The following is a 24,125-nucleotide window of genomic DNA, read 5'->3' as shown; positions in this document are numbered from 1 at the left end:
GCGAGGGTGGTGAGGTGCATGGGGGCTGTGCTTTCAGGCGGTGACGAGGACGGGCGTGGGGGCGACAAGCGCCCAGACGAACTTGCCGATGCCGCCGGGGCGGTTGGCGCTGCCCCAGCGTTCGGCGAGTTCGTTGACGAGGAGCAGGCCACGCCCGTGTTCGTCGTCGGGGGTCGGGGCGTGGAGGGTGGGGTGTTCGGTGCCGGCGTCGTGGACTTCCAGGCGCAGACGGGAGCCGGTGACGGTGAAACGGACCTCGATGTGACAGTCGTCGGAGGCGTCGGAGTGCTGGACGGCGTTGGCGAACAACTCGCCGAGCAACAGTTCGGCGGTGTCCGAGTACCGGTCGCCGGAGGGGAGGGCGGAGAGGTACGCGCGGAGCAAGTACCGGGCCAGCGGCGTGGACTCGGTACGGGAGTCGAGGCGCGCGACGAACATGCGGGGGCGACGGGCAGTGAACACGGGGGAGTACCTCGAAGGGACGGAGAGGGGGCATGCGAATGGAGTGCGACGAGCTCGGGGCAGTGGGCGACTGCTGCTGAAGCGAAGGTCCGGACCGCGGCTTTGGAGGTCCGGTCTTTGGGATCTGCCTCTGGCCGGGGCCTTGATCAGCCTCCCGGGACCGGGACGCCCTGGAAGGGGAGAGGGCGGCCGTCATGTCGGCGTCGGCAGTCGTGGCGGGCCACCGCAGTGGTGAGGGACTGGGCGCGGTCAGGGCCGATGCCGCGGATGCGGACGGGGCGCTGTATCAGGAGTGAGGCCCCGGCGACGTGCAGGTCCGCCGTGAATGGAGCCGACAGCCTCCCTATGGGCGAAGCCAGGAGCCTTTGGGTACCAGCAGGAGCGGACGGTGTGGGATGGTGGCGAAGCTGGGCCCGACCGCCCGTGTTCTGACAGACGACCCAGCACGGTCAAGTCCATGTGGAGGAGGCTGTCAATGACGCCCTGCACACGGCCGTACTGGTCATGGTCGGGTAGCGCGGAAGGGACACGCTGGGTGCGGGTGGGCGGCGCGGCATCTGTCACGCTCGAATCGTCGGGCAGCCTGACGGGACGTCATACCGCGTTTGCGGGACATTTGGGACGTCTGACTGATAGACCTTGAAACGTCCCTAATGTGGAAGGCCAGTCGGTGAACAGCCCACTCCGTGACGCAATGGCCCGTGCCAACATGACCTCGTCCAAGCTCGCGCGTGTGTGCGGTGTCGACCCCAAGACCGTCGACCGGTGGCTCGCGAACCCCTCGCGCGAGCCGCATGCCCGACACCGCTCAGCGGCCAGCCGGGCCCTCGGCGAGGAGGAAACCGTGCTCTGGCCGTCCGTACAGCAGCTGGTGAAGTCGGGGCCGGATCGGGAGCTGGTGCAGATGTATCCGTACCGGTCTGCGGCGCCGGCCATGCTGTGGCGTCAGCTGATGAAGGGGGCAACCCGGGAACTGACGTTCGCTGGGTACACCAACTACTTCCTGTGGCTTGAGCACGCGAACTTCGGCAGTTTGCTTCGGCAGAAGGCGGCGGCTGGAGTTCGCATCCGCTTCATCCTTGGCGAGCCCGGACACCCGGTCACCTGTCGGCGTGAGCTGGAGGAGGACGTCCCACTGAGTCTGTCGACCCGGATTGAGGTCACCCTGTCTGAACTGGCAAAGCTGCGGGACACGTCGATTGACGCGCGATATGAGACCGCACACGTCTCACTCAGCGTCTTCCGCTTCGACGACGACATGATCGTCACACCACTGCTGCCCGGTAGGATCGGCCACGACGCTCCGATGATGCATTTCAGGCGAGCCCAGGACGATGGTGTGTTCGATCGCTTCGCTGGTCACGTCGAAGACTTGTGGGCGAACGGGCGTGATGTATGGGCGATCCCGGCAACGGAGGTGGCGGATCATGTCCAGGCGTGACTACCAGGACGACCCGAACGCCCCCGAGGCGAACTCGTTGGTCCCGGCCGCGTCCGTGGTCGTGGTCGACGATACGGGCCGCGTTCTGCTCCAGCGACGTACCGACAACGGGATGTGGGCCCTGCCCGGCGGCAGGATGGACATCGGGGAGTCGCTCGCCGGGTGCGGTGTCCGCGAGACCCGCGAGGAGACCGGCATCGAGGTCGAGATCACCGGGATCGTCGGCACCTACACCGACCCCGGCCACGTCTTCGCCTACGACGACGGCGAGGTCCGCCAGGAGTTCTCCATCTGCCTCCTCGGACGCCCGCTCGGCGGGGAGCTGCGGGTGTCCGACGAGTCCCACGAGGTGGCGTGGTTCACCCCGGCCGAAACGGACGGGCTGCCGATGCTGCCGAGCATCCGCAAGCGGCTGGCCGACTGGCGCTCCGGGACGATCCCCGTGGTGCGCTAGCCACCGCTCGCTGTTCGGCTACGCAAACCCTGGTGGTCTTCCACGACACCGGCGCATGTGGGGCGAGCATGTCGTCGAACTGCAACTCCAGACCGCTGATCCCGGAGGTCACGGTCGAGGGCGATCGGGCCGGGCTGATCCGTGGGCGGCAGACCGTCGGCGAGCTGCTGGCGCTGGGAGTGGGGCTGCCGGAAGACTTCTTCTCCCGGGACCGATGAGTTCAGGCGGTGGCGGCGGTCAAACCTGGGAAAGCAACGACAGCCGACCAGGGAGACCTGAAATGTCCAGCACCGCCACCGCCGCCACCACGACCACCGCCACCGCCGCGAAGTCCAGCAAGGCCGTGGTCCGGGTGGTCTGGACGCTGCGGATCCTGCTCGCGCTCTTCTTCGCCCTGGCCAGCGCGCTGCCCAAGCTGCTCGCGCTCCCCGCCGCCACGACCGTTTTCGACGCCATCGGTGCAGGCCACTGGTTCATGTACCTGACCGGACTGGTGGAGCTGGCCGGAGCGGTCGGCCTGCTGGTCCGCCGGCTGGCCGGGCCGGCCGCGACGGCGCTGATCGTCTTCCTGTCGTTCGCGTTCGTTACCCAGCTCACCGCGATGCACGGCGAGAACGCCGGGACCCCGTTCCTCTTCATGGTGCCGCTGGCCGTCATCGCCTGGAACCGGCGCGCGGAGACGGGCGCGCTGCTCGGCCGCTCGCGCTGACCTGGTGCTTGGAGGGGTCCGTCAGCAGAGGGCCGGCGTCGCGGCGCCCTGGGCTTGAGCCGGGTCATACGGGAGACGGAGGGGCCGTGTCCTCGATTGGTATGGCTGCCTACGAAGGAGGCGACGGCGGCCTGGAGGTCGCCCTGCACTTCAAGTCCAGCTACAGCAGCAACGGCGGACAGTGCATCGAGGCATCCGACAGGATGGCCCGGCATCGTCCCCGTCTGTGACTCCAAGGCCCCGAGGTCCTGCCCTGGCCTTCCGCGCCGATGCATGGCGGTCGTTCGTTGCAGCCGTTCGAGACGGCGAGTTCGGCGACGTCTGGCGCACCGTGCGAGCTGCCCGAGACCCCACTGCCCAGATGGGCAGTGGGGTCTTCCGTCGCTATTTCCGGGTGTTGGTGCGGCGGGTGGGTTCGGCTGTGGTCGGGTCTTCGGGCCAGGGGTGGCGGGGGTAACGACCCCTGAGATCAGCGCGGACGGCGCGGTAGCCCTCGCGCCAGAAGCTCTCCAAATCACCGGTGACGGCGGCGGGGCGGCCGGCGGGGGAGAGCAGGTGGATGGTCAGCGGAACGCGTCCTCCGGCCAGGATGGGAGTCTTGGTCCAGCCGAAGAGTTCTTGCAACTTGACCGCTAGCACCGGGCGTTCGGTGGTGTAGTCGACTCGTATCTTCGATCCTGACGGCACGGTGATGCGTTCGGGGGCGAGGTCGTCCAGTCGGCCTGCCTCGCCGGTGGCCCAGGGGAGGAGCCTCTGGAGGGCGGCCGTCGTATCAATCCGGGCGAGGTCGGAGCGGCGGCGGGCGCGGGAGAGTTCGGGCTCCAGCCACTCGTCGGCGCGCTCAAGCAGAGCCTCGTCGCTGACGTCGGGCCAGGGGGTGCCGAGGGCGGTGTGGAGGAAGGCGAGGCGTTCGCGAAGGCCAGAGGGGAACGTCAGCAGGGTGCTGATGCCCTCGCGGGTGAGGCCTTCGAGGAGGGCGGCGCGGACGAGCGCCCGGTCGGGGCGGTTGAGGGGCTTCTCCGCGAGCTCGATCGCGCCCAGCGACTCCACCCGGCGGGAGACGACCTCGCCGCGCCGGGTGTCCCAGTGGACCTCCTCACGAGCGGTCAGCAGCGCCGCACCCGCGACCAGAGCAGTGTCCTCGTCCAGCGCCGCGGCGTGCAGTACCCGGGCCGAGTGCGACCCCGCCGGGCGGTCGGCGACCGCGACGGCGAGCCAGGGCACGGCGCCGAGCGTGGTGCCGGGGGCGAGTTCGGCGGCCGTCCCGGAGGCCATCAGGTACGGGCTGCGCTCGCCGGGGGCGGGCTTGTCGACCCGGGCGCGGGCGATGCGTTCGGGGAAGGCGAGGGCGACGACGAGGCCGGCGGCGGCGCCGTCGGAGAGCTGGGTGGCGGGTTCGGAGCCGGCGCCGCGCAGGAGGCGGCGGACCTCGTCGCGCCAGCGGCCCGCGTAGGGGTCCCGGGAGGAGCGGACCGTCCGCCAGACCGCGCCGAGGTCGTCGCCGAGCGCGCGCGGCGGTTCTTCGGAGAGCAGCGCGACCACCTCGGCGGCCCGCCGCGCACCGACTGCCGCCGCGCCGTCGACCAGGGCGCGGCCGAGCCGGGGGTGCAGTCCGGTGCGGGCGAGCCGGACGCCGCGGGCCGTGGCCCGCCCGTCCGCGTCCACGGCGCCGAGGGCTTGGAGGGTCTGTCGGGCGGCGGCCATCGCCCCGGCGGGCGGGGCGTCGGGCAGGGCGAGGCCGGTGGCGTCCGGGTCGCCCCAGCAGGCGGCCTGGAGAGCGAAGGGGGTGAGGTCGGCGAGCGCGATCTCGGGGGTGGGGAAGCGGGCGGCGAGGGCGTCCTCGGCCTCGTTCCAGCAGCGGTAGACGGTGCCGGGGGCTTCGCGTCCGGCGCGGCCGGCGCGTTGGCGGGCGGCGGCGAGGGAGGCCCGGACGGTGACCAGCCCGGCCAGTCCGCGGGCGTGGTCGGTGCGGGGTTCGCGGGCCAGTCCGGCGTCGACCACGACCCGTACGCCCGGCACGGTGAGGCTGGACTCGGCGACGGCGGTGGTGAGGACGACCCGCCGTGAAGGGGACGGGGTGAGGGCGGCGTCCTGGACGGCCTGCGGGGCGCGGCCGTGCAGTTGCAGCACCTCGGCCGTGACGCCGCCCAGTTGCCCGGCGACCCGGGCGATCTCGCCGACGCCGGGCAGGAAGCAGAGCACGTCGCCGTCGCGCTCGTTCAGGGCCCGCCGGACGGTCGAGGCGACGTGGTCGAGCAGGGCCTGGTCCACCCGGGTGCCGTGGGCGGGCCGGACGGCGCGGGGCGGCGGCGCCCAGACCGCCTCGACCGGGTGGGACGTCCCGTGCGCCTCCACCACGGGCGCGCCGCCGAGCAGTTCGGCCCAGGCCTCGGTGTCGGAGGTGGCCGAGGCGCAGACCAGCCGCAGTTCGGGCCGCAGTGCCGCCCGGACGTCGAGCAGGAAGGCGAGCGCGGTGTCGGCGTCCAGGTGCCGTTCGTGGCATTCGTCGAGCACCACCACGTCCACGCCGGGCAGTTCCTGGTCGCGCTGGAGCCGTTGCAGCAGCACGCCGGTGGTGACCACCTCGACCACGGTGTCCGGGCCCGCCGTGCGCTCGCCGCGCACGGTGTGGCCGATCCGGCCGCCGACCGGTTCGCCGAGCAGCCAGGCCATCCGCCGGGCGGCCGCCCGTACCGCGAGCCGGCGGGGCTCGGCGACCAGCACCCGGCGCACCGGACCGCCCGGATCGAGCAGTCCGGCCAGGGCGAGCGGCACCAGAGTGGTCTTGCCGGTGCCGGGCGGTGCGGCGAGGACGGCGGTGCCGTGTTCGTCCAACGCGCGGTGCAGGGCGGGCAGGGCGGTGCGGACGGGCAGTTCGCGCCAGGCCGGGTTCATGGAGGGGCTCAGCCCCGCTCGGTGACGAAGATCGCCGTGCCGGGGATCAGCCGCCCGCGCAGCGGGGACCAGCCGCCCCACTCCTGTTCCAGTCCGGCCGGCCACTCGGGCTCGACCAGGTCCACCAGCCGGAAGCCGGCGGTGACGAGTTCGCGGACCCGGTCGCCGAGGGTGCGGTGGTGTTCGACGTAGGTGGCGCGGCCCTGTTCGTCCTGCTCGACGTAGGGGGTGCGGTCGAAGTAGGAGGACACCGCGGTGAGGCCCTCGACGCCGGGCTCGTCCGGGAAGGCCCAGCGGATCGGGTGGGTCACCGAGAACACCCAGCGCCCGCCGGGCCGCAGCACCCGGTGGACCTCGCGCATCAGTGCGGTGGTGTCGGCGCTGAACGGGACGGCGCCGTAGGCGGAGCAGGCGAGGTCGAAGGAGGCGTCGGCGAAGGGCAGGACGGCGGCGTCGGCCTGGACGACGGCGACGGGGTCGGTGCCGCGGCCGAGGTCGATCCGGCGGGAGTGCTGGAGCTGGCGGTAGGAGATGTCCAGGGCGACCGGCCGGGCGCCCCGGGCGGCGAGCCAGCGGGAGCACTGGGCGGCGCCGGCGCCGATCTCCAGGACGTCCCGGCCGGCCACCTCGCCGAGCAGGCGGGCGTCGGCCTCGTCCAGGCCTTCGGGGCACCAGGTGAAGCGGTCGTCGCCGAGGAACTCGCCGTGTTCGTCCTGGTACTCGTCGGCGTTGCGGTCCCACCAGTGCCGGCTGGCGCGGCTGCTCTCCCCGGTGCCGGCCTCGCGGCGGATCGCGTCGTCGCCATCCTCCTCCTCGGCCCGCGCGGGGGAGGTGTCAAGATCGTGCAGGTCCGACTGGGGGGTGGTGGCCACGGTGACAATGCCCATCGCGTAGGGTATGGAATGCGGAAGCGCCGCTGCCGCGAACCGGCCCGTCAGGGTCCGGATCCTGGCGGTGGCATCCGGGGACGTGGCCCCTTCGGGTGTCGCCGCAAGGCGCGCATTCGGAGGATATGGCCTGATCCGTACCGGGCTCCACCGTCTTGCCGTCCTTCGGCATTGACCGTGCCTGGCCGTCCCCGTATGCTACAAGTTGCGCTGCGGGCCTGCGCGCCTCGGACGGAGCAGGTCGCGCTCGCATCTGTCGAAGACCCCACGGTCGCAAGACGGACGCCGGTTCTCGTTGTACGGGAATCCCGGTGTGCCGTGTTCTTGGCTGTCCGGCTTTCGGTGGGAGCGATACGGGCCCTCCGCGTGGCATTACCTACGACTTTCATGTCCGTACCGGAGCCCTTTTCCTAATGACGAGCCCCACCGACTCCTCCCTCAGCACCACCCCGCAGGTCGCGGTCAACGACATCGGCGACGCGGAGGCCTTCCTCGCCGCCATCGACGAGACCATCAAGTACTTCAACGATGGCGACATCGTCGAGGGCGTCATCGTGAAGGTCGACCGTGACGAGGTTCTCCTCGACATCGGTTACAAGACCGAGGGCGTCATCCCGTCCCGCGAGCTCTCGATCAAGCACGACGTTGACCCGCACGAGGTCGTCGCCGTCGGTGACAACATCGAGGCCCTGGTTCTCCAGAAGGAGGACAAGGAGGGTCGTCTCATCCTGTCCAAGAAGCGCGCTCAGTACGAGCGTGCCTGGGGCACGATCGAGAAGATCAAGGAAGAGGACGGCATCGTCACCGGTACCGTCATCGAGGTCGTCAAGGGTGGTCTCATCCTCGACATCGGCCTCCGGGGCTTCCTCCCCGCCTCGCTGGTCGAGATGCGTCGCGTCCGCGACCTCCAGCCCTACGTGGGCAAGGAGCTCGAGGCCAAGATCATCGAGCTGGACAAGAACCGCAACAACGTGGTCCTGTCCCGCCGTGCCTGGCTGGAGCAGACCCAGAGCGAGGTCCGCCAGACCTTCCTCACCACCCTGCAGAAGGGCCAGGTGCGCTCCGGCGTCGTCTCCTCGATCGTCAACTTCGGTGCCTTCGTGGACCTGGGTGGCGTCGACGGCCTCGTGCACGTCTCCGAGCTGTCCTGGAAGCACATCGACCACCCGTCCGAGGTTGTCGAGGTCGGCCAGGAGGTCACCGTCGAGGTTCTCGACGTCGACATGGACCGCGAGCGCGTCTCCCTGTCGCTGAAGGCGACCCAGGAGGACCCGTGGCAGCAGTTCGCCCGGACCCACCAGATCGGTCAGGTCGTCCCGGGTAAGGTCACCAAGCTGGTTCCGTTCGGTGCGTTCGTCCGCGTGGACGAGGGCATCGAGGGTCTGGTCCACATCTCCGAGCTGGCCGAGCGCCACGTCGAGATCCCGGAGCAGGTCGTCCAGGTCGGCGACGAGATCTTCGTCAAGGTCATCGACATCGACCTTGAGCGTCGTCGCATCAGCCTGTCGCTGAAGCAGGCCAACGAGGCCCTGGGTGCCAACCCGGCCGAGGTCGAGTTCGACCCGACCCTGTACGGCATGGCCGCCTCGTACGACGACCAGGGCAACTACATCTACCCGGAGGGCTTCGACCCCGAGGCGAACGACTGGCTGCCCGGCTTCGAGAAGCAGCGCGAGGAGTGGGAGCGCCAGTACGCTGAGGCGCAGTCCCGCTTCGAGCAGCACCAGGCCCAGGTCATCAAGAGCCGCGAGGCCGACGCCCAGGCCGCCGAGGAGGGTGGCGACGCCGTCGCCGCTGCCGCCGGTGGTTCCTACTCGTCCAGCAGCGACGAGGGCTCGGGCGCCCTGGCCTCCGACGAGGCCCTGGCCGCTCTGCGCGAGAAGCTGGCCGGTGGCCAGAGCTGAGGCTCTCGCTTCCCGCTAGCCGATAGCTAGACGGTGGGCCCCACCCGGATTTCCGGGTGGGGCCCATTTCGTTTTTCGCCATGACTTATCACGCTTTGACTTATGTGTGGTTTATGTGAAGGAAAGTGTGAGATGAGGCTCATTGCCCATCTATAGGCCGGAGTTCGGGTTGCACCTAGATTGAGGGGAGCTGCCCGAAAGGCTCTTCATGCGAAACCCCTTTTTCGCCACCCCCGCCCCCACCTCCGCCTCTGCCTCCGCCCCCACCGCCGTGGTCGGCGGCCGGCTCGCGGCCCTCGGCCGGTTCTGCTTCCGCCACCGTCGCTGGGTGCTCGGCCTGTGGGCCGTCGTCCTGGTGGTCGGGGTCCTGATCGGGGGACGCGTCTTCGAGGGCTCGGTGGCCGGGGCCTCCTCCGCCAGCGCCGAGGCCGACCGGGGCAGTGCGGTGGTCGCCGCGGCCGACCCGGCCAAGGGCACTGTGACCGCCGTGGTGGACGGCAGGCTGGTGGACGATCCGGCGGTGAAGGCCGCCGTCGAGAAGGCCACCGCCGAGATCGCCGCCCTGCCGGGGGTCTCCTCCGCGCTCGACGCGTACGGCTCCGGCCCGGCGCCGGCCGCGCTGCGCTCCGCCGACGGGACGGCGAGCCTGGTCACCGTGCGGATGGCCGACACCGCGAGCACCGCCCAGACCGACGCCGTCACCGAGCGGCTCGCCGCGCTGAACGGGGCGGGCGGCGCCCATGTCACGGTCGGCGGGGACCTGGTGCTCCAGCAGGAGGTCAAGCAGCAGACCGAGAAGGACACCCGGTTCGGCGAGATCGTGACGCTGCCGCTCACGCTGATCGTCATGGTGCTGGTCTTCGGCGGGCTGGCGGCGGCCTCGCTGCCGGTGATCGGGGCGGTCGCCTCGGTGGGCGGCGCGCTGCTGGCCATGTTCGGTTTCAGCCGGATCATGGACATCGACACCAGCGTGCTGCCGATCGCCACGGTGCTGGGGCTCGGGCTCTCGATCGACTACGCGCTGCTCATGGTGAATCGTTTCCGCGAGGAACGCGGCCACGGCGCGGACATCGCCGCCGCCGTCGAACGGACCGCGGCGACCGCCGGACGCACCGTGGCCTTCTCCGGGCTGACCGTCGCCGTCGCGCTCTCCGGGCTGTTCGTTTTCACCAGCCCGGTGCTCGGCGCGGTGGCGGCCGCCGGGGTGAGCGTGGTGGTGATCGCCGTCGCCGCCGCGCTGACCCTGATCCCCGCACTGCTCGGCTTCGCCGGCGCGCGGATCAGGACACCCGCCGCGCCCGTGGCGGACGAGGGGTTCTTCAGCCGGACCGTGCGCCGGGTGCGCAAGCGGGCGGTGGCGGTCACCCTCGCCTCGGTGGCGCTGCTGATGGCGGCCGGCGCGCCGTTCCTCCACGCCGACATGCGCAACTCCGGCGCCGCGGTGCTGCCCGCCTCCTCGGCCGGGCGGCAGGTCGCCGAGACGATCGACCAGCGCTTCCCGCAGGCCTCGGCCGCACCGATCACCGTGGTGGTCGAGGGCGGGGCGTCGGTGGCGCAGGCGTACGCGGACGACGTGGTCGCCAAGCTGCCCGGGGTGAGCGGGGTGCGGGCGGTGTCGCCGGTGGGCGACGCGGTCTCCACGATCGACGTGCTGGTGCACGGGGACCCGCAGGGCGGGCAGGCCAAGCAGGTGGTGGAGGAGCTGCGGGCCGACCGCGGCGGGCTGACCACCTACGTCACCGGCGGCGCGGCCTCGGTGGTGGACTTCCAGGACGAGCTGCTCTCGCGCGGACCGTGGGCGCTCGGGCTGGTCGCGGTCGGCACCCTGGTGCTGCTCTTCCTGATGACCGGCTCGGTGGTGATGCCGGTCAAGGCGCTGCTGATGAACCTGCTCTCGCTGGGCGCCTCGCTCGGCGCGCTCACCCTGGTGTTCCAGGACGGCTGGTTCAGCGGGCTGCTCGGGTTCAGCCCGACCGGCGGGCTGGAGACCTTCATCCCGGTGCTGGTCTTCGCCTTCGCCTTCGGGCTGTCGATGGACTACGAGGTGTTCCTGCTCTCCCGGATCAGGGAGCTGACCCTGCGCGGGCACGACTGTGTCCGGGCGGTGGAGCTGGGCGTGCAGCGCAGCGGTCGGATCATCACCTCGGCGGCGCTGCTGATGGTGATCGTCTTCGCCGGGTTCGCGCTCGGGGACATGCTGATGGTCAAGCAGATGGGCATCGCGCTGGCCGTCGCCGTCGCGGTGGACGCCACCCTGGTGCGCTGCCTGCTGGTGCCCGCCGCGATGAGCCTGTTCGGCGAGTTCAACTGGTGGGCGCCCGGCCCGCTGCGGCGGCTGCACCGGCGGTTCGGGCTGAGCGAGCACGTCGACCTGCCGGAGATCGAGCCGGCGGTGCTCCCGGTGCCGCGCGCCGGGACCGGGTCGGAGAGTGCCGGGTCGGACGGCGTCGGGGTCGAGGCCGTCGGGTCGGACGGCGTCGGGTCCGAGAGTGCCGGATCCGAGGCTGTCGGGTCCGGGGGCGGTGTGCCCAAGGGTCTGGTGGGTTCAGCCCAGCCGGCGTAGCAGGTCGACCGCCGAGCGGAGCCGGTCCTGTTCGGCGGGGTCGAGGCGGGACTCGATCGCGGTGGCGATCAGGTGTTCGCGGCGCGCGCGCTGGTCGAGCAGCGCGTCGCGGCCGGCCTCGGTGGCGGCGACCAGCAGTTTGCGGCCGTCGGTGGGGTGGGGCTGCTGGGTGACCAGCCCGGCCTCGGTCATCAGTGCGACGGTGCGGGCCATCGACTGGTGGCGGACCCGCTGGAGCGCGGCGAGTTCGGCGACGGTGCAGGAGAGCTCGTCGCGGACCAGCAGGCCGAGGACGGCGGCCTGGTTCTGCGGCAGTTCGTCGTCGGTGCGCAGGGAGCGGACCAGGGTGCCGAGGGCGGCGCGCAGGTCGGCGGCGAGTTCCAGGGTGTCCGGGTGCGGGGCTTCGCTGGGCATGGGAGAAGTCTATCGGCAATTCATGCAGCAAGGCTGTACAGCATTGCTGTATGGTTTTTGCCATGCGAATCACCAAGTTCGGACACGCCTGCGTACGCGTCGAGCACGGCGGCACCACCGTCGTCGTCGATCCGGGATCGTTCACCGACCCCGCCGCACTGGCCGGGGCGGACGCCGTCCTGATCACCCACGAGCACATGGACCACTTCGAGGAGTCCCGGCTGCGCGCCGCGCTGGAGGCCGACCCGGCCCTGCGGGTGTGGACCAACCGGGCCGTCGCCGCCCAGCTGGACGGCGTGGCGCAGCGGATCGAGGCGGTCGGCGAGGGCGACGCCTTCGAGATCGGCGGGCTGGGCGTCTCGGTGCACGGCGAGTGGCACGCGGAGATCCACCCGGACATCCCGCGGGTGCAGAACATCGGCTTCCTCTTCGACGGCCGGCTGTTCCACCCCGGTGACGCGTTCACCGTGCCGCCGCACGCCGTGGACACCCTGCTGCTGCCGCTCGCGGCGCCCTGGAGCAAGGCCTCCGAGGTGATCGACTACGTCCGGGAGGCCGGGCCGCGCCAGGCGGTGCCGGTGCACGAGGCGGTGCTCAGCCCGATCGGCTTCGCGGTGCAGACCCGGCTGGTCGGGCCGCAGGGGCCGGGCACGGGCGCGGAGCTGACGGTGCTGGGGGAGGGCGAGAGCCTGGAGCTGGGCTGACGGCCGTGCCCGCCGGTGGCCCGTGCGGACGGTGTTCCTCGTCGGTGGCCCGTGCCGACGGTGCTCCTCGTCCGTGGCCCGTACTGACGGGCCCGGTGCCGCGCCGGTAGCCTGACGCCATGCTGAAGATCGGACTGACGGGTGGCATCGGCGCGGGCAAGAGCGAGGTGTCCCGGCTGTTCGCCGCGCGCGACGCGGTGATCGTGGACTCGGACGTGATCGCCCGCGAGGTGGTCGCCCCCGGAACGGACGGTCTGGCGGCCGTGGTCGCCGAGTTCGGACCGCAGGTGCTGCGGGAGGACGGCGCGCTGGACCGTCCGGCGCTCGGGGCGGTCGTGTTCGCCGACCCGGAGCGGCTGAAGGCGCTGAACGCGATCGTCCACCCGCTGGTGCGGGCCCGCTCCGCCGAGCTGGAGGCGGCGGCCGCGCCGGACGCGGTCGTGGTGCACGACGTGCCGCTGCTGGCCGAGAACGGCCTGGCGCCGCTGTACGACCTGGTCGTGGTGGTGGACGCGGCCGACGAGGTGCGGCTGGACCGGCTGGTGCGGTTGCGCGGGATGGCCGAGGAGGAGGCCCGGGCCCGGATGGCCGCGCAGGCCTCGCGGGAGGACCGGCTGGCGATCGCGGACCTGGTGATCGACAACAGCGGCGGCCTGGCGGAGCTGGAGGCGCGGGTGGACGAGGTCTGGGCGGAGCTGGCGCGGCGCGCGACGGTCTGACGCCGGCCCGGCCCGGCCCGGGCGGCACCTCTCCGATCGGGCGCCACTTCTCCGTTCGGGCAGCGCCTCTCCGTTCAGGCGGCGCCGAGCGGCAGCCGGGCCCGGACGGCGAAGCCGCCCTCGGGCGTCGGCCCGGCGTGCAGGGTGCCGCCGAGGTCGCCGGCCCGGGTGTGCATGCCGTGCAGGCCGTGGCCGCCGGAGGGCAGTTCCGGGTGATCGGCCCGCCCGCCGGCGGCTTCGGCGTCCCCGTCGGCGGCGGGGGAGTTGACCACCGTCAGGCGCAGCCCGTCCGGTGCGACCTCGACGGTGACGGCCACCTCGGCGGCCGGGGCGTGCTTGTGCGCGTTGGTCAGCGCCTCCTGGACGATCCGGTAGGCCGCGTACTGCACGGCGGGCACCGGGTCGGGCAGCCCCTCGTCCGGTCCGCTGACGGTCAGCCCGACCGCCAGTCCGGCCAGCCGGGACTCCTCGACCAGGGCGGGCAGCCCGCGCAGCGAGGGCGCCTGTTCGGCGGAGGTGGTCAGCACGCCCAGCAGGCCGCGCAGTTCGGTGAGCGCCTGGAGGCCGAGGGCGCGGATCAGGCCGAGGGTCTCCCGGACGGCGGCCGGGTCCTCGGCCCGGGCGACCTGCCCGGCGCCCGCGTGCAGGGTGATCAGCGAGACCCGGTTGGACACCACGTCGTGCATCTCCCGGGCGAGCCGGGCGCGTTCGGCGGCCACCGCGCGCTCCTCGGCGTGCCGGCGGGCCTCCTCCAGCAGCCGGTTGCGCTCGCCGAGCAGCCGGTTGCGTTCGGCCAGCACGGCGACGGTGCGGGCGCGCTGGTGGGAGGTCAGCCCGAGGGCGAGCGGCACGGCGCCGAAGACCAGCGGGTCCTCGATCAGGTTGGCGAGCTCGGACGGGGCGTCGACGTCCCCGAGGTCGAACGGGACGAGCAGCCGCAGTCCGGCCAGCGCCGCCAGGACGTACACCGGCGCGGTCCGGCCGCGCCGCGCGGCCAGCCCGTAGAGGGCGACGGCCAGCGGGAGTTGGCCGCTCAGCAGGGTGACCGCGGCGACCGCGGCCGGGTGCCGGCGCCGCAGGGCCAGGGCGAGCGCGCCGAGCGCCATCAGGCCCGCGTTGGTCCCCGGCGAGGCGGTCGGGCCCACGTCCGGGTCGTTGGCGGCGAGGGGGACGAGGACCAGCAGCACCAGGGCGGTCGGCGCGAGGGCGCGGACCGGGCGGGGCAGGTGCAGCGGCGGGCCGGGCAGCGGTGCGGCGAGGTCGGCGGCCGCCTGGTCGGTGGGCTGCTGCATGAGGGGCATGCTGCCACAGCGGCGCGGCACCGGGACGGCCGTCGGACCGAGTGGCTGGGAAGGGACTGGTTAAAGGCCCTGGCAGGAGGAGAGCATGGCGGGATGGATGATCGTTTCTCGCCCGGGCCGCACCCCGCCGGGCCGCCGGTGGTCGAACGGCTCGCGCAGTACGGCCGCGCCGAGCAGGAGGAGATCCTCGGCCCCGGGGAGGACCCGTACGGCGTCGCCCACACCGGGCTGACCTTCCTGCCCAAGGAGATCCACTTCGGTGTCCGGGCCGCCGACGGCCGGCTGGTCGCCCACACCGGGCTGTTGCCGCTGCCGCTCACCGTGGGCGGCACCGACCTGACCGCCATGGGCGTCGGCGGGGTCTGCGTCGCGCCCGACCGGCGCCACAGCGGCCTCGCGCGGGCCGTGGTCGGGGCCGCCCTCGACCACGCGCGCACGTTCGGCCACCGGTACGCGCTGCTGTTCTGCCGACCGCCGCTGGCCGCGTTCTACCGGGGGCTCGGGTTCCGGGAGGTGGCGGAGGGGGTGACGGTGGAGCAGCCGGAGGGACGGCTGGCGGAGATGCCGCTGCGCACCATGTGGGCGCCGCTGGCACCGGGGGCCGGGTGGCCGGAGGGGCCGGTGCGGCTGCGGTCGCTGCCGATGTGAGGCGGGCTCGGGGCGCCCCGGCCGGGGCCGCCGCCGGTGCGCCGCCGGGCCGGGCGCTCGTCGCGGCCCGTGGGGTCCGGCCGGGTGGTCGACACCGCCGCGGCGTCGGGTCAGGCGCTCGCCACCGCCGCCGTGGAGTCCGCGTGCGCCACGGCGGCGCGGGCCAGGGCGCGGACCATGGGGTGTGCCCGGGTGCCGTCGCCGGACAGCTCGGGCTGGAACAGCGAGGCCAGGAAGAACGGGTGTCCGGGCAGCTCCAGGACCCGCACCTCGCCCGAGGCGTCCGCGCCGCTGAACCGCAGGCCGTGCGCGGTCAGCCGGTCCAGGTAGGCGGAGTTGAGGCCGTACGCGCAGTGGTAGCGCTCCTGGGTGCGGGTGGCGCCGAGGACCCGCTCGGCGAGGCTCCCGGGGGTGATCGCGACGGCCCCCTCGTGGCCGACCAGTGAGCAGGCCAGCGGGGCGATCACCTGCTGCTCCGCCTCCGGGTGCTCCTCGCCGTGGACGGCCCCGGCCAGGCCGCAGACGTTCCGGGCGTACTCCAGCACCGCGTGCTGGAACCCGGCGCAGGTGCCCAGGAAGGGGATGCCGCGTTCGCGGGCGGCCCGGACGGCGGCCAGCGCGCCGGCCTCGCTGCGGTAGGGGCTGCCGGGCAGCAGCCAGACCGCGTCGAAGCCGTCCAGGGCGCCGGGTGCGGCGGCGTCCCCGGTCGGGATCCAGTAGGCGTCCAGGACGAGGTGGTCGTGCTCGGCGAGGGCGGCCAGCAGGCCCGGGATCCGGGCGTGCGAGCGGACGGCGGGGGAGCGGTCGCCGACCAGGGCGATCCGCGGGGTCAGGTAGGTCATGCGGCTATCCTGACCCCGCACCCGAGATCAGCGCCAACGATGATTCCTTAAGTATCGATCAGATCGGTTGATGACCGCCGTGGACCCGCAGCAGCTGCGCACCTTCGTCACCGTCGCCCGCCTCGCCTCCTTCTCGGAGGCGGCGCGGGAGCTCGGCTACACCCAGTCCGCGGTCTCCCAGCAGATCGCCGCGCTGGAGGCGGACCTCGGCACGACACTGCTGTCCCGTCGGCCGGTCGGCCCGACCGCGGCCGGGCGGCGGCTGCTGGAGCACGCCGCACCGCTGCTGGTCCGGCTGGAGGCGGCGCGCGCCGACGTCGCGCGCCTGGCCGGCGCCCCGAGCGCCCGGCTGGTGCTCGGGGCCACCCCGCTGGCGGTCGGGGCGACCCTGGGGCGTGCGCTCGGCGAGGTGCGCCGGGCCCATCCGCTGACGGAGCCGGTGGTCCGGGTCCTCGCCCAGGACGTGCTGCCCGCCCAGGTCGCCACCGGCGAGGTCGACCTCGCCCTGATCGACGGGCTGGCCGCGCCCAGCGACCCGCTGCCGCTGCCCGACGTCGGCCCGCTGCGCACCGTCGCGGTGGCCGAGCGGCCGGTCGCCGTCGCGCTGCCCCTCGGCCACCCGCTGGCCGGCCGCGGCGGCCTCGCGCTCGCCGACCTCTCCGCCGCCCGCTGGCTGGACGCCCCCGACCTCACCCCGACGGCGGCCCGGCTGCGCGCGGCCACGGGCGTCGACGGCTTCCGGCCCGCCACCCGCTACCAGGGCACCGACGTGCACGGACTGCTCGCGCTGGTCGTGGCCGGGCACGGGCTCACCCTGCTGCCCGAACCGGTGCTCGCGGCGGCACCGGGGGTCGGGTACGCGCCGATCGCCGCGCCCCGGCTGGTGCACCGCACCGAACTCGTCCACGGCAGCCTGCCGGAGGGGCCGGCGGCCCTGCTGGCGCGGCTGCTGGCGCGGTCCCGGGCCTGAGCGGCCCGTCGGAGGCGCCGAATTCGGTTGCGCGGGCCGCCGGTGCCGATGACATCATCACGCGATGAATACCAGTACGACGATCATCAGACGAGTGCGGGCCGACGAGTGGCAGCAGCTCAGGGACACCCGCCTGGACGCGCTGCTGGACCCGGTCGCGGCCGTGGCCTTCCTGGAGACCCACGAGCAGGCCGTCGCCAAGCCGGACGAGTTCTGGCGGGACCGCACGACCCGGGCGGCGACGGACCCGCACGTGGCGCAGTTCGTCGCGCAGGCCGAGGACGGGACCTGGCTCGGCTCCATGACCGGAGTGGTCGAGCGGTCCGGGGGGGACGGGGCCCTGGAGGGCGACGTCGTCGAGGTCGACCAGGTGCACGTGGTCGGCGTCTACGTCCGGCCGCGGGCGCGCGGCACCGGGCTGGCGCTCGACCTGATCCGGACCGTCCAGGAGTGGGCGTGGTCGCTCACCGAGCCCCGGGTGGAGCGGGTGCGGCTGTTCGTCCACGAGGACAACCCCCGGGCCGAGGCGATGTACCGCAAGGCCGGCTTCGAGCCGTCCGGGGTGGCGCTGCCGGTGCCCGGCGGCGGGACCGGCCGGGAGGTCGAACTGGCGGTCCTGCGGGGCTGACCGGCCGCCCGGCCCGCGGGCCGGGCCCCGGGAGCGGACCCGAAGGAGCCGCCCGGTCCGTCCGGTCCCCTGTTCCGGACGGGCCGGGCGGCCGTCTGCGGGGCGCCGCGGGCGCCGGCGGCGCCGGCCGTCCGCGGCCTGTCAGGGCCCGTCGGGCGTCAGTGCCCGTCGCAGCCCGGGAGGGCCTCGCACATCGGCGCGGTCATGCCGGTGCCGACGTACTTGTCCTCGGGGGCCTTCCAGGCGTCCTTGGGCTGGGCGCCGGCCTTGGTGGTGGCCCAGACCGCCAGTTCGCTGACCGCACCGCCGTCGCTGACCACGTACTCGTGCAGGGTGACGGTGCTGCCGTCGGCCTGCGGGACGGTCAGGACGGCGGCGAAGTAGGGCGCGTCCGGGGCGCTGTCGACCTTCACGGTGGCGCCGGGCGCGGTCTTGGCGCAGGACTTGAGCGCCTCCGTCAGACGCCCCTCGGCCAGGTTGGTGCTCTGCTTGGCGCCGCTGCTGCGGGTCGGGTCGCCGTGGAACAGCAGGGTCTGCTCGGCCGTCCAGCGGTCCCCGCCGAAGCCGACCGAGGCCCGGGCGGAGGCGGTGCCGGTGAACAGCGGCTCGTCGTCCTTCGCGACCGCGGCGCGGCACAGCTCCATGCCCTTGAACTGGACCTGGCCGGAGAGCTGCTTGGCGTTGGCCGCCAGCGGCGTGTAGTGGTAACTCTCGTCCATCGGGATGCTCTTGGTGTCCATCCAGGCCTTGTCCGGGATGCCCTTGTCGGACCCGCTGGGCTTGTTGGGGTTGACGCTGGGCCCGGTGGTGGCGGCGGGGAGGGCGGGGTTGGCGTCCTGGCTGCCGTTGTCCGGCCCGCAGGCGCTGAGGGCGCCCAGGCAGACGAGGGCTGCGGCGGTGGCGGTGACGACTCTGGTGGTGCGCAACTGACGGTTCCTCGGATGTCCGGTGGCGTGGGCGGGGGTCGGGCGCGCACCGGCCGTGGGCCGCTGGTGCGCGGCGCCGTCCGTCCGTCCCCGCCGCCCGGTCGACCCGTGGTCGCGGGCTTGCGGCATGGCAGCTCCTCCCCTGTGCATGCGGCCGCCTGGCCCCTCGCCCCGCTGTCCGCCCCGTGACTGATGGCCGGTCAGGGTCGATGGTGTGTCGACGGCGGTCGAAACCTATGCCACCGGACCGCCGGTCGCAAAGCCGGGTTCCGGCCGGAGGCCCGGATTCCCTTTGGGACTGGTGGGGCTCATGGGGTGAATGTGACCGGGCTCGGAGGGGTGCGGTGGGCGGGGCGCGGAGGGTTCCAGGGGCGCGCGACCGCCTCCGTGCGCGGGCCGGGGCGGCGCATCCGGGCTGGTGGGGGCGGGTGCGCGGTGCCGTGCGACGGATCCGCGGGCGGCCCCGGTCAGGCGACCCGGCCGCCGATCCCGGAGCGGCCCGCCGGGACGCCGTCGAGGGTGACCACGGTCTGCCGTCCGACGGCCTCGCCGAGCGCACCGGTGATCGCCGCGGTGGCCGCCGCGACCAGACGGGCGGGCGCGTCGGGCACCTGCGGCAGGTGGTAGGCCGCCTCCCGCAGGCTCAGCAGGACCACCGGTGCGACCTCCTCGGTCGGCAGTCCGCCGATGCCCCGGCGGCGCTGGGGGACCCCGATCAGCTCGACCGCGACCAGCGGGCGGACCCGTTCGCCGAAGACGGACGTGACGGCCTCGGTGAGGCCGGCGATGAGGGCCCGCTCGACCTCGGGGTCGAGGGACTCCTCGCGGATGTGCAGGCTCAGGTGCGGCATGGTGGAGCTCCGTTCGGCTCGGTTCGTACCATGGGCTGACGGGTTCGCTTTGCACATAAAACAGCTTTGATGTCAAAGGTAACTGAGGAGGGGTGTGCGATGTCAACGGCCGAAGGGGAATCGCGGAACACGCCGTCGTCGACCGGGGCGGGGCTCGACGACGCGGTGCGGTCGATGCTGCTGCTGATGCCCCGGCTGGTCGGGCGGGCCAAGCGGATCCCCGTCCCCGAGCCGCTGCGCGGCCTCGCACTGGCGCCCCGCCACCTGTCGCTGCTGGCCTGCCTGCTGCTGGACGGACCGATGGGCGTGAACGACCTCGCCGCCCGGCTGGAGGTCGCCCCCACCACGGTCAGCCTGATGGTCGGCGACCTCAGCCGGCAGGGCATCCTCGAACGGCGCGAGGACGAGGCCGACCGCCGGCGCCGCATCGTCGCGATCGCCCCCGCCCGGCTGCCCGCCATCGAGGCCTGGCTCGCCCCGGGGGCCGTCGCCTGGCGCACGGCCCTCGGGCCGCTCGACGCGGCGCAGCGGCGCCTGGTGGTGGACACGCTGCTGGCGTACGAGGCGGCGGTGGGGCGGGAGCGGGACTGACGGCGGCCGGTGCGCCGGGCGGGAGGCCGGTCAGCGGCCGGGAGCCCGGCGGAAGAGCGCGGTGAGGAGGAAGGGGACGCCGAACAGCGTCGATCCGGGGCCCTGGGCGGCCATCGGGCGGATCTCCAGCGGGGTGAACTCGCGGAACAGCGAGCGGAGTTCGTCCGGCGAGTACGCCAGGCCGCCCTCCAGGGCGCCGAGCCGGTAGAGCTCCTCGTCGGTCCGCTCGGAGCCCGTCGCGCCGGCCGCGAAGGCGGTGACGGCGAAGTGCCCGCCCGGTGCCAGCACCCGGTCGAGCAGGGCCAGGTAGCTGACCCGGCGGTGCGGCGGGAGGTGGTGCAGGCAGCCGGAGTCGTAGACCAGGTCGTAGTGGGCGTGGGGGAGCCGGGCCTCGAAGATGCTCGCCCGGTGGAACCGCAGGCCGGTGCCCGCGCCGGCCTCGCGGGCGCGCTCCTCGGCCCAGGTCACGGCGGTGGCGGAGAGGTCGACGGCGTCCACCTCGAAGCCGAGCGAGGCCAGGTGGACGGCGTTGCGGCCGGCGCCGCAGCCGAGGTCGAGCGCCCGGCCGGGGGCGAGCAGGCCGCGGTCCAGGTAGGAGGCCAGGTTCTCGTCCGGTTTCGGCGTGAAGAACGGGCGCTCGGCGGACCGGTCCGCGTAGAACCGGTCCCAGAACGGTTCGGCCGGCGGGAAAAGGCCGTCGAGGAGGGCGAGGACGTCTTCGGTGGTGCGGATCGTACGGTTCATTCCGCCGAGCGTAGGCCGTCCGGCGGGCGGGCGCCCCGGGCGCGAAAGCCGCTGTGCGGTGGGCTGTTGGGGCCGCCGGGGCACGGTTCGGCAGAGGTGTTCCGGGCCCGGGCGGGCGCGTGGCGCCACCCCCGCCCCGGGCCGGGAAAGGGCGTTTTCTCAGGGTGGGGAGAGGCGCCTGGGGGGCGTGCTGGAATTCCGCCGGGAAAAGTGCCGTACGGGATTCGAGGGCCACATGCGAACCGGACAAGTCAACATTTACTTCCCCGGATTTCCTCTGCATAGTGGCGGGTCGAATCGAGAGGGGGCTCTTCCTTGTCGCAGATCCACGACAACGCCGCACAGCAGGTGGAGCTGGAGCGGGTGCAGGTGTCCGTCATCGGCGAGCTGTTCGACGAGCGGCTCGCCGGGGCGCGGGAGCAGCTGGGGCGGGTGCTCGCGTCGGCGGCGGACGGCGCGGGCGAGGTGTACGAGCGGGAGGTGGCGGCCGGGCGGCTGGCGGGCGAGGTGCGCCGGCTGCAGGGCGCCGAGGGCGGGCTGGTCTTCGGCCGGATCGACCTGGCGGACGGGACGGTGCTGCGGATCGGGCGGCTGGGGCTGCAACGGGACGAGGACGAGCTGCCGTTGCTGGTGGACTGGCGGGCGGAGGCGGCACGGGCCTTCTACGAGGCGACGCCGGTCCACCCCCTGGGGCTGCGGCGGCGCCGCCATCTGAGCCTGACGGGCCGCACGGTGGTCGGGGTGAGCGACGAACTGCTGGACGGTTCGGAGCCGGCCGCCGGGGACGTCGTGGGGGACGGCCCGTTGGCGGCGGCGCTGCGGGAGCGGCGGACCGGACGGATGGGGACGGCGGTCGCCACGCTCCAGACCGAGCAGGACGCGATCGTCCGCTCGTCGCACCGCGGGGTGACGGTGGTGCAGGGCGGCCCGGGCACCGGAAAGACGGTGGTGGCGCTGCACCGCGCCGCGTACGTGCTGTACGCGTTCCCGAAGGCGGCCGAGCGCGGTGTGCTGGTGCTGGGTCCGAACGCGCGGTTCCTCGACTACATCTCCCAGGTGCTGCCCTCGCTCGGGGAGAACGACGTCGTCCTGGCGACGTGCGAGGAGCTGGCCGGCGTCGCGCCGGGCGCCGTGGACGGGTTCGGGGCGGCGCGCCTCAAGGGCTGCGTCGAACTGGCCGACGCGCTGGCCGGGTCGGTCCGCTCGCGGCAGGCCCCGGGCGGGGACTTCACCGTCCGGGTCGGGCGGGAGTGGGTCCGCCTGGAGGAGGCGGAGGTCGCCGGGGCGCGGGCGGCGGCGCAGGCGAGCGGCCTCGCCCACAACCGGGCGCGCCGGCTGTTCCTGGAGCTGCTGGTGGACTCCCTGACCGGCGCGCTGGCCCGCGGCACGGTCGAGGCGCTGGAGCGCATCGACGCCGAGGTCGCGCTGCTCACCGGCATCGACCTCGACCGGATGGCGGCCCGGGACCTGCGCAGGCTCGGCGTCGACGACGAACCCGCCACGGGGGCCGACGAGTTCGACGCCGACGCCGTCCGGGCCGCGCTCCTGGACGACGCGTACGTGGACCGGGCCGTCGAGGAGCTCTGGCCGCGGCTCGTGCCGGGCGAGGTCGTCGACGCCCTGCTGGCCGACGCCGACGCACTGGCCGCGCGCCTGCCGCACCTCGGCGACGACGAGCGGGCGTCGCTGCTGCGCACGCCCGGCGCGCCGTGGGCCGATGCCGACGTGCCGCTCCTCGACGAGGCGGCGAGCCTGGTCGACGGGCCGCCCGAGCAGGCCTTCGGGCACGTCGTCGTCGACGAGGCGCAGGAGCTGACGGCGATGCAGTGGCGGATGATTCTGCGCCGGTGCCCGGGCCGGTCGATGACACTGGTCGGCGACTTCGCGCAGGCGGGCCCGGCGGCGACCGCACGGGACTGGCACGAGGCGCTCGCCCCGCACGTCGACCGCCGTTTCGACCTGCGGACGCTGACCGTCAGCTACCGGACCACGCGGGAGATCCTGGCCACCACCGGGGAGTTGCTCGGCCGGATCGCCCCGGGGCAGCCGCCGGTCCGGTCGATCCGGCACGGTGAGGAGCCCCGGTCCGTCGCGGTGGCGCCGGAGCGGCTCGCCGGTGAGCTGGTGCGCGAGCTGCGGGCGCAGGCCGCCGCGCATCCGGGCGAGCTGCTCGGCGTGGTCTGCGCGGACGGCCGGACGGCGGAACTGGCGGCCGCCGGGGTCGAGCGGTACGCCCGGCTGGTCCCGGCGTCGGAGGCGCGCGGCCTGGAGTTCGACGAGGCCGTCGTGGTCGACCCGGACGGGATCGTCGCCGCCCGGCCCGCGGGCGAACGGGACCTGTACGTCGCCCTGACCCGCGCCACCAAGCGGCTGTGCACGGTGACCCTTCGGGAGGCCGGGGCGTAGCGGGGTGCCTCCCGCACGGGAAGTCGGCCCGGCCGGCTTCCCGTGCGGGAGGGGCCGCGGCCGGGGTCGGGGCCGGGATCCGGGGTCCTGGTGGTGGGTGACCCGTCGACGCGAGGACACAAGGTGTCCTAAAGTGAATGACGTGTCTTCCCGGGGCTCCGCGGCGCCGCCGGGCGGGTCGCCGCTGCCCGCGGCCCGCCGGTGCGGGCCGCACCCCGCGCCCCGGCGGACCGCTCCGACCGACGAGCGAAGGAGAACCACGGCGATGGCCGACACGTTCGAGACGGGCAAGACCGACCTGGTGGACCTGGCCCACCAGCGGATGCGGACCGCGATCCCCGACAACGACTGGACGGTGCGCCAGAAGCTGGCCCTGACCTGCCGCATCCTGTTCGACGCCGGCCACGACTCCGGGCTGGCCGGCCAGATCACCGCCCGGGCCGAACGCCCGGGCACCTACTACACCCAGCGCCTGGGCCTGGGCTTCGACGAGATCACCGAGGACAACCTCCTCCTCGTCGACGAGGACCTGCACGTCCTGGAGGGCGACGGGATGGCCAACCCGGCCAACCGGTTCCACAGCTGGGTCTACCGGGCCCGCCCGGACGTCAACTGCATCATCCACACCCACCCGCTGCACGTCTCCGCGCTCTCGATGCTGGAGACCCCGCTGGTCGTCTCGCACATGGACCTGTGCCCGCTCTACGACGACTGCGCCTTCCTGGAGAAGTGGCCCGGCATCCCGGTCGGCAACGAGGAGGGCGAGATCATCTCCGCCGCCCTCGGCGACAAGCGCGCCCTCCTGCTCGCCCACCACGGCCAGCTGGTCGCCACCGGAACCGTCGAGGAGGCGTGCACCCTGGCCCTGCTCTTCGAACGGGCCGCCGAGCTGCAGCTCCTCGCCGGGGCCGCCGGGAAGATCCAGGAGATCCCCGAACCGCTCGCCAAGGAGGCGCACGACTGGATCTCCACCCCCAAGCGCGGCCAGGCGAACTTCGCCTACTTCGCCCGCCGCGCCCTGCGGGCCGGCCACGGCGACGCCCTCGTCACCCGGAAGGACTCCTGA

At 73.6% G+C, this 24,125-nt stretch carries 24 protein-coding genes; 15 read left to right on the top strand and 9 right to left on the bottom strand.

From position 1 onward, the window contains the following. Window positions 1-33: 33 nt before the first annotated feature. Window positions 34-462, bottom strand: a complete 429-nt coding sequence (locus ACWGKU_RS16240) for an ATP-binding protein (RefSeq protein ID WP_452191458.1) — start codon at window positions 460-462, stop codon at window positions 34-36. A 709-nt stretch (window positions 463-1,171) separates the two neighbouring features. On the opposite strand from ACWGKU_RS16240, the gene ACWGKU_RS16235 reads away from it, so the two are divergent. The 5 genes from ACWGKU_RS16235 (at window position 1,172) to ACWGKU_RS16215 (ending at window position 3,296) form a co-directional block, all read left to right on the top strand. After that, window positions 1,172-1,903: an XRE family transcriptional regulator gene (locus ACWGKU_RS16235; RefSeq protein ID WP_401054925.1), complete on the top strand. Its 732-nt coding sequence runs from the start codon at window positions 1,172-1,174 to the stop codon at window positions 1,901-1,903. Continuing rightward, window positions 1,890-2,357, top strand: a complete 468-nt coding sequence (locus tag ACWGKU_RS16230; protein WP_452178636.1) for an NUDIX domain-containing protein — start codon at window positions 1,890-1,892, stop codon at window positions 2,355-2,357. The genes ACWGKU_RS16235 and ACWGKU_RS16230 overlap by 14 nt, the downstream gene beginning before the upstream one ends. 68 nt (window positions 2,358-2,425) lie before the next feature. Further along, a complete protein-coding gene (locus tag ACWGKU_RS16225) occupies window positions 2,426-2,575 on the top strand; it encodes a hypothetical protein (protein WP_401054923.1) in 150 nt (49 codons plus the stop codon). 62 nt (window positions 2,576-2,637) lie between these two features. Then, window positions 2,638-3,066 carry a DoxX family protein gene (locus tag ACWGKU_RS16220; RefSeq protein ID WP_401054922.1) on the top strand — a complete coding sequence of 143 codons (429 nt, stop codon included), beginning with the start codon at window positions 2,638-2,640 and terminating at the stop codon, window positions 3,064-3,066. A 101-nt stretch (window positions 3,067-3,167) separates the two neighbouring features. Continuing rightward, window positions 3,168-3,296, top strand: coding sequence for a DUF397 domain-containing protein (locus ACWGKU_RS16215; protein WP_401054921.1), 129 nt, complete (start codon window positions 3,168-3,170; stop codon window positions 3,294-3,296). 154 nt (window positions 3,297-3,450) lie between these two features. Here the strand turns inward: ACWGKU_RS16215 and hrpB are convergent, their stop codons facing one another. Both hrpB and ACWGKU_RS16205 read right to left on the bottom strand, forming a co-directional pair. After that, a complete protein-coding gene (gene hrpB, locus ACWGKU_RS16210; protein WP_452178635.1) occupies window positions 3,451-5,961 on the bottom strand; it encodes an ATP-dependent helicase HrpB in 2,511 nt (836 codons plus the stop codon). A gap of 8 nt (window positions 5,962-5,969) precedes the next feature. Next, window positions 5,970-6,848: a class I SAM-dependent methyltransferase gene (locus tag ACWGKU_RS16205; protein WP_380545534.1), complete on the bottom strand. Its 879-nt coding sequence runs from the start codon at window positions 6,846-6,848 to the stop codon at window positions 5,970-5,972. A gap of 413 nt (window positions 6,849-7,261) precedes the next feature. Between ACWGKU_RS16205 and rpsA the strand changes: the two genes are divergently transcribed. Together rpsA and ACWGKU_RS16195 are read left to right on the top strand one after the other, a co-directional pair. Continuing rightward, on the top strand, window positions 7,262-8,752 hold the full coding sequence (rpsA, locus tag ACWGKU_RS16200; RefSeq protein WP_049653883.1) for a 30S ribosomal protein S1: 1,491 nt from the start codon (window positions 7,262-7,264) through the stop codon (window positions 8,750-8,752). A 208-nt stretch (window positions 8,753-8,960) separates the two neighbouring features. Beyond that, window positions 8,961-11,315, top strand: coding sequence for an MMPL family transporter (locus ACWGKU_RS16195; RefSeq protein WP_452178634.1), 2,355 nt, complete (start codon window positions 8,961-8,963; stop codon window positions 11,313-11,315). Here the strand turns inward: ACWGKU_RS16195 and ACWGKU_RS16190 are convergent. After that, window positions 11,298-11,729 carry a MarR family winged helix-turn-helix transcriptional regulator gene (locus tag ACWGKU_RS16190; protein ID WP_401046821.1) on the bottom strand — a complete coding sequence of 144 codons (432 nt, stop codon included), beginning with the start codon at window positions 11,727-11,729 and terminating at the stop codon, window positions 11,298-11,300. The genes ACWGKU_RS16195 and ACWGKU_RS16190 overlap by 18 nt on opposite strands. 62 nt (window positions 11,730-11,791) lie before the next feature. Between ACWGKU_RS16190 and ACWGKU_RS16185 the strand changes: the two genes are divergently transcribed. Both ACWGKU_RS16185 and coaE read left to right on the top strand, forming a co-directional pair. After that, the gene (locus ACWGKU_RS16185) at window positions 11,792-12,433 is read left to right on the top strand and encodes an MBL fold metallo-hydrolase (protein ID WP_380545528.1); all 642 of its coding nucleotides are present in this window, start codon (window positions 11,792-11,794) and stop codon (window positions 12,431-12,433) included. Between the two features lie 119 nt (window positions 12,434-12,552). Next, window positions 12,553-13,152, top strand: coding sequence for a dephospho-CoA kinase (gene coaE / locus ACWGKU_RS16180; RefSeq protein ID WP_401046817.1), 600 nt, complete (start codon window positions 12,553-12,555; stop codon window positions 13,150-13,152). 74 nt (window positions 13,153-13,226) lie between these two features. On the opposite strand, the gene ACWGKU_RS16175 is transcribed toward coaE, so the two are convergent. Continuing rightward, window positions 13,227-14,444, bottom strand: a complete 1,218-nt coding sequence (locus ACWGKU_RS16175) for a sensor histidine kinase (protein WP_452178633.1) — start codon at window positions 14,442-14,444, stop codon at window positions 13,227-13,229. Window positions 14,445-14,546: 102 nt separating this feature from the next. Here ACWGKU_RS16175 and ACWGKU_RS16170 point away from each other — a divergent pair, with 102 nt between their 5' ends. Continuing rightward, the gene (locus tag ACWGKU_RS16170; RefSeq protein ID WP_452178632.1) at window positions 14,547-15,101 is read left to right on the top strand and encodes a GNAT family N-acetyltransferase; all 555 of its coding nucleotides are present in this window, start codon (window positions 14,547-14,549) and stop codon (window positions 15,099-15,101) included. Between the two features lie 110 nt (window positions 15,102-15,211). Here the strand turns inward: ACWGKU_RS16170 and ACWGKU_RS16165 are convergent, their stop codons facing one another. Then, window positions 15,212-15,943: a CTP synthase C-terminal region-related (seleno)protein gene (locus tag ACWGKU_RS16165; protein WP_452178631.1), complete on the bottom strand. Its 732-nt coding sequence runs from the start codon at window positions 15,941-15,943 to the stop codon at window positions 15,212-15,214. A gap of 79 nt (window positions 15,944-16,022) precedes the next feature. Between ACWGKU_RS16165 and ACWGKU_RS16160 the strand changes: the two genes are divergently transcribed. After that, a complete protein-coding gene (locus tag ACWGKU_RS16160) occupies window positions 16,023-16,913 on the top strand; it encodes a LysR family transcriptional regulator (protein ID WP_452178638.1) in 891 nt (296 codons plus the stop codon). A 64-nt stretch (window positions 16,914-16,977) separates the two neighbouring features. Then, complete coding sequence (locus tag ACWGKU_RS16155) at window positions 16,978-17,541, top strand: GNAT family N-acetyltransferase (protein ID WP_401055161.1); 564 nt, start codon at window positions 16,978-16,980, stop codon at window positions 17,539-17,541. Window positions 17,542-17,699: 158 nt separating this feature from the next. Here the strand turns inward: ACWGKU_RS16155 and ACWGKU_RS16150 are convergent, their stop codons facing one another. Both ACWGKU_RS16150 and ACWGKU_RS16145 read right to left on the bottom strand, forming a co-directional pair. Beyond that, window positions 17,700-18,467: a hypothetical protein gene (locus ACWGKU_RS16150; RefSeq protein ID WP_401054705.1), complete on the bottom strand. Its 768-nt coding sequence runs from the start codon at window positions 18,465-18,467 to the stop codon at window positions 17,700-17,702. Window positions 18,468-18,934: 467 nt separating this feature from the next. Continuing rightward, the gene (locus ACWGKU_RS16145; protein ID WP_452178630.1) at window positions 18,935-19,318 is read right to left on the bottom strand and encodes a tautomerase family protein; all 384 of its coding nucleotides are present in this window, start codon (window positions 19,316-19,318) and stop codon (window positions 18,935-18,937) included. A gap of 99 nt (window positions 19,319-19,417) precedes the next feature. Here ACWGKU_RS16145 and ACWGKU_RS16140 point away from each other — a divergent pair, with 99 nt between their 5' ends. Continuing rightward, the gene (locus ACWGKU_RS16140; protein ID WP_452178629.1) at window positions 19,418-19,909 is read left to right on the top strand and encodes a MarR family transcriptional regulator; all 492 of its coding nucleotides are present in this window, start codon (window positions 19,418-19,420) and stop codon (window positions 19,907-19,909) included. Window positions 19,910-19,939: 30 nt separating this feature from the next. Here the strand turns inward: ACWGKU_RS16140 and ACWGKU_RS16135 are convergent, their stop codons facing one another. After that, on the bottom strand, window positions 19,940-20,653 hold the full coding sequence (locus tag ACWGKU_RS16135; protein ID WP_452178628.1) for a class I SAM-dependent methyltransferase: 714 nt from the start codon (window positions 20,651-20,653) through the stop codon (window positions 19,940-19,942). Window positions 20,654-20,968: 315 nt separating this feature from the next. Between ACWGKU_RS16135 and ACWGKU_RS16130 the strand changes: the two genes are divergently transcribed. Further along, a complete protein-coding gene (locus tag ACWGKU_RS16130; RefSeq protein ID WP_452178627.1) occupies window positions 20,969-23,059 on the top strand; it encodes a HelD family protein in 2,091 nt (696 codons plus the stop codon). 265 nt (window positions 23,060-23,324) lie between these two features. Next, a complete protein-coding gene (locus tag ACWGKU_RS16125) occupies window positions 23,325-24,125 on the top strand; it encodes an aldolase (protein WP_452178626.1) in 801 nt (266 codons plus the stop codon).

Source organism: Kitasatospora sp. NPDC054768 (genome assembly GCF_053612025.1).
Note: the sequence above shows the minus strand (reverse complement) of the source record. Positions and strands in the feature narration are given on the sequence as shown.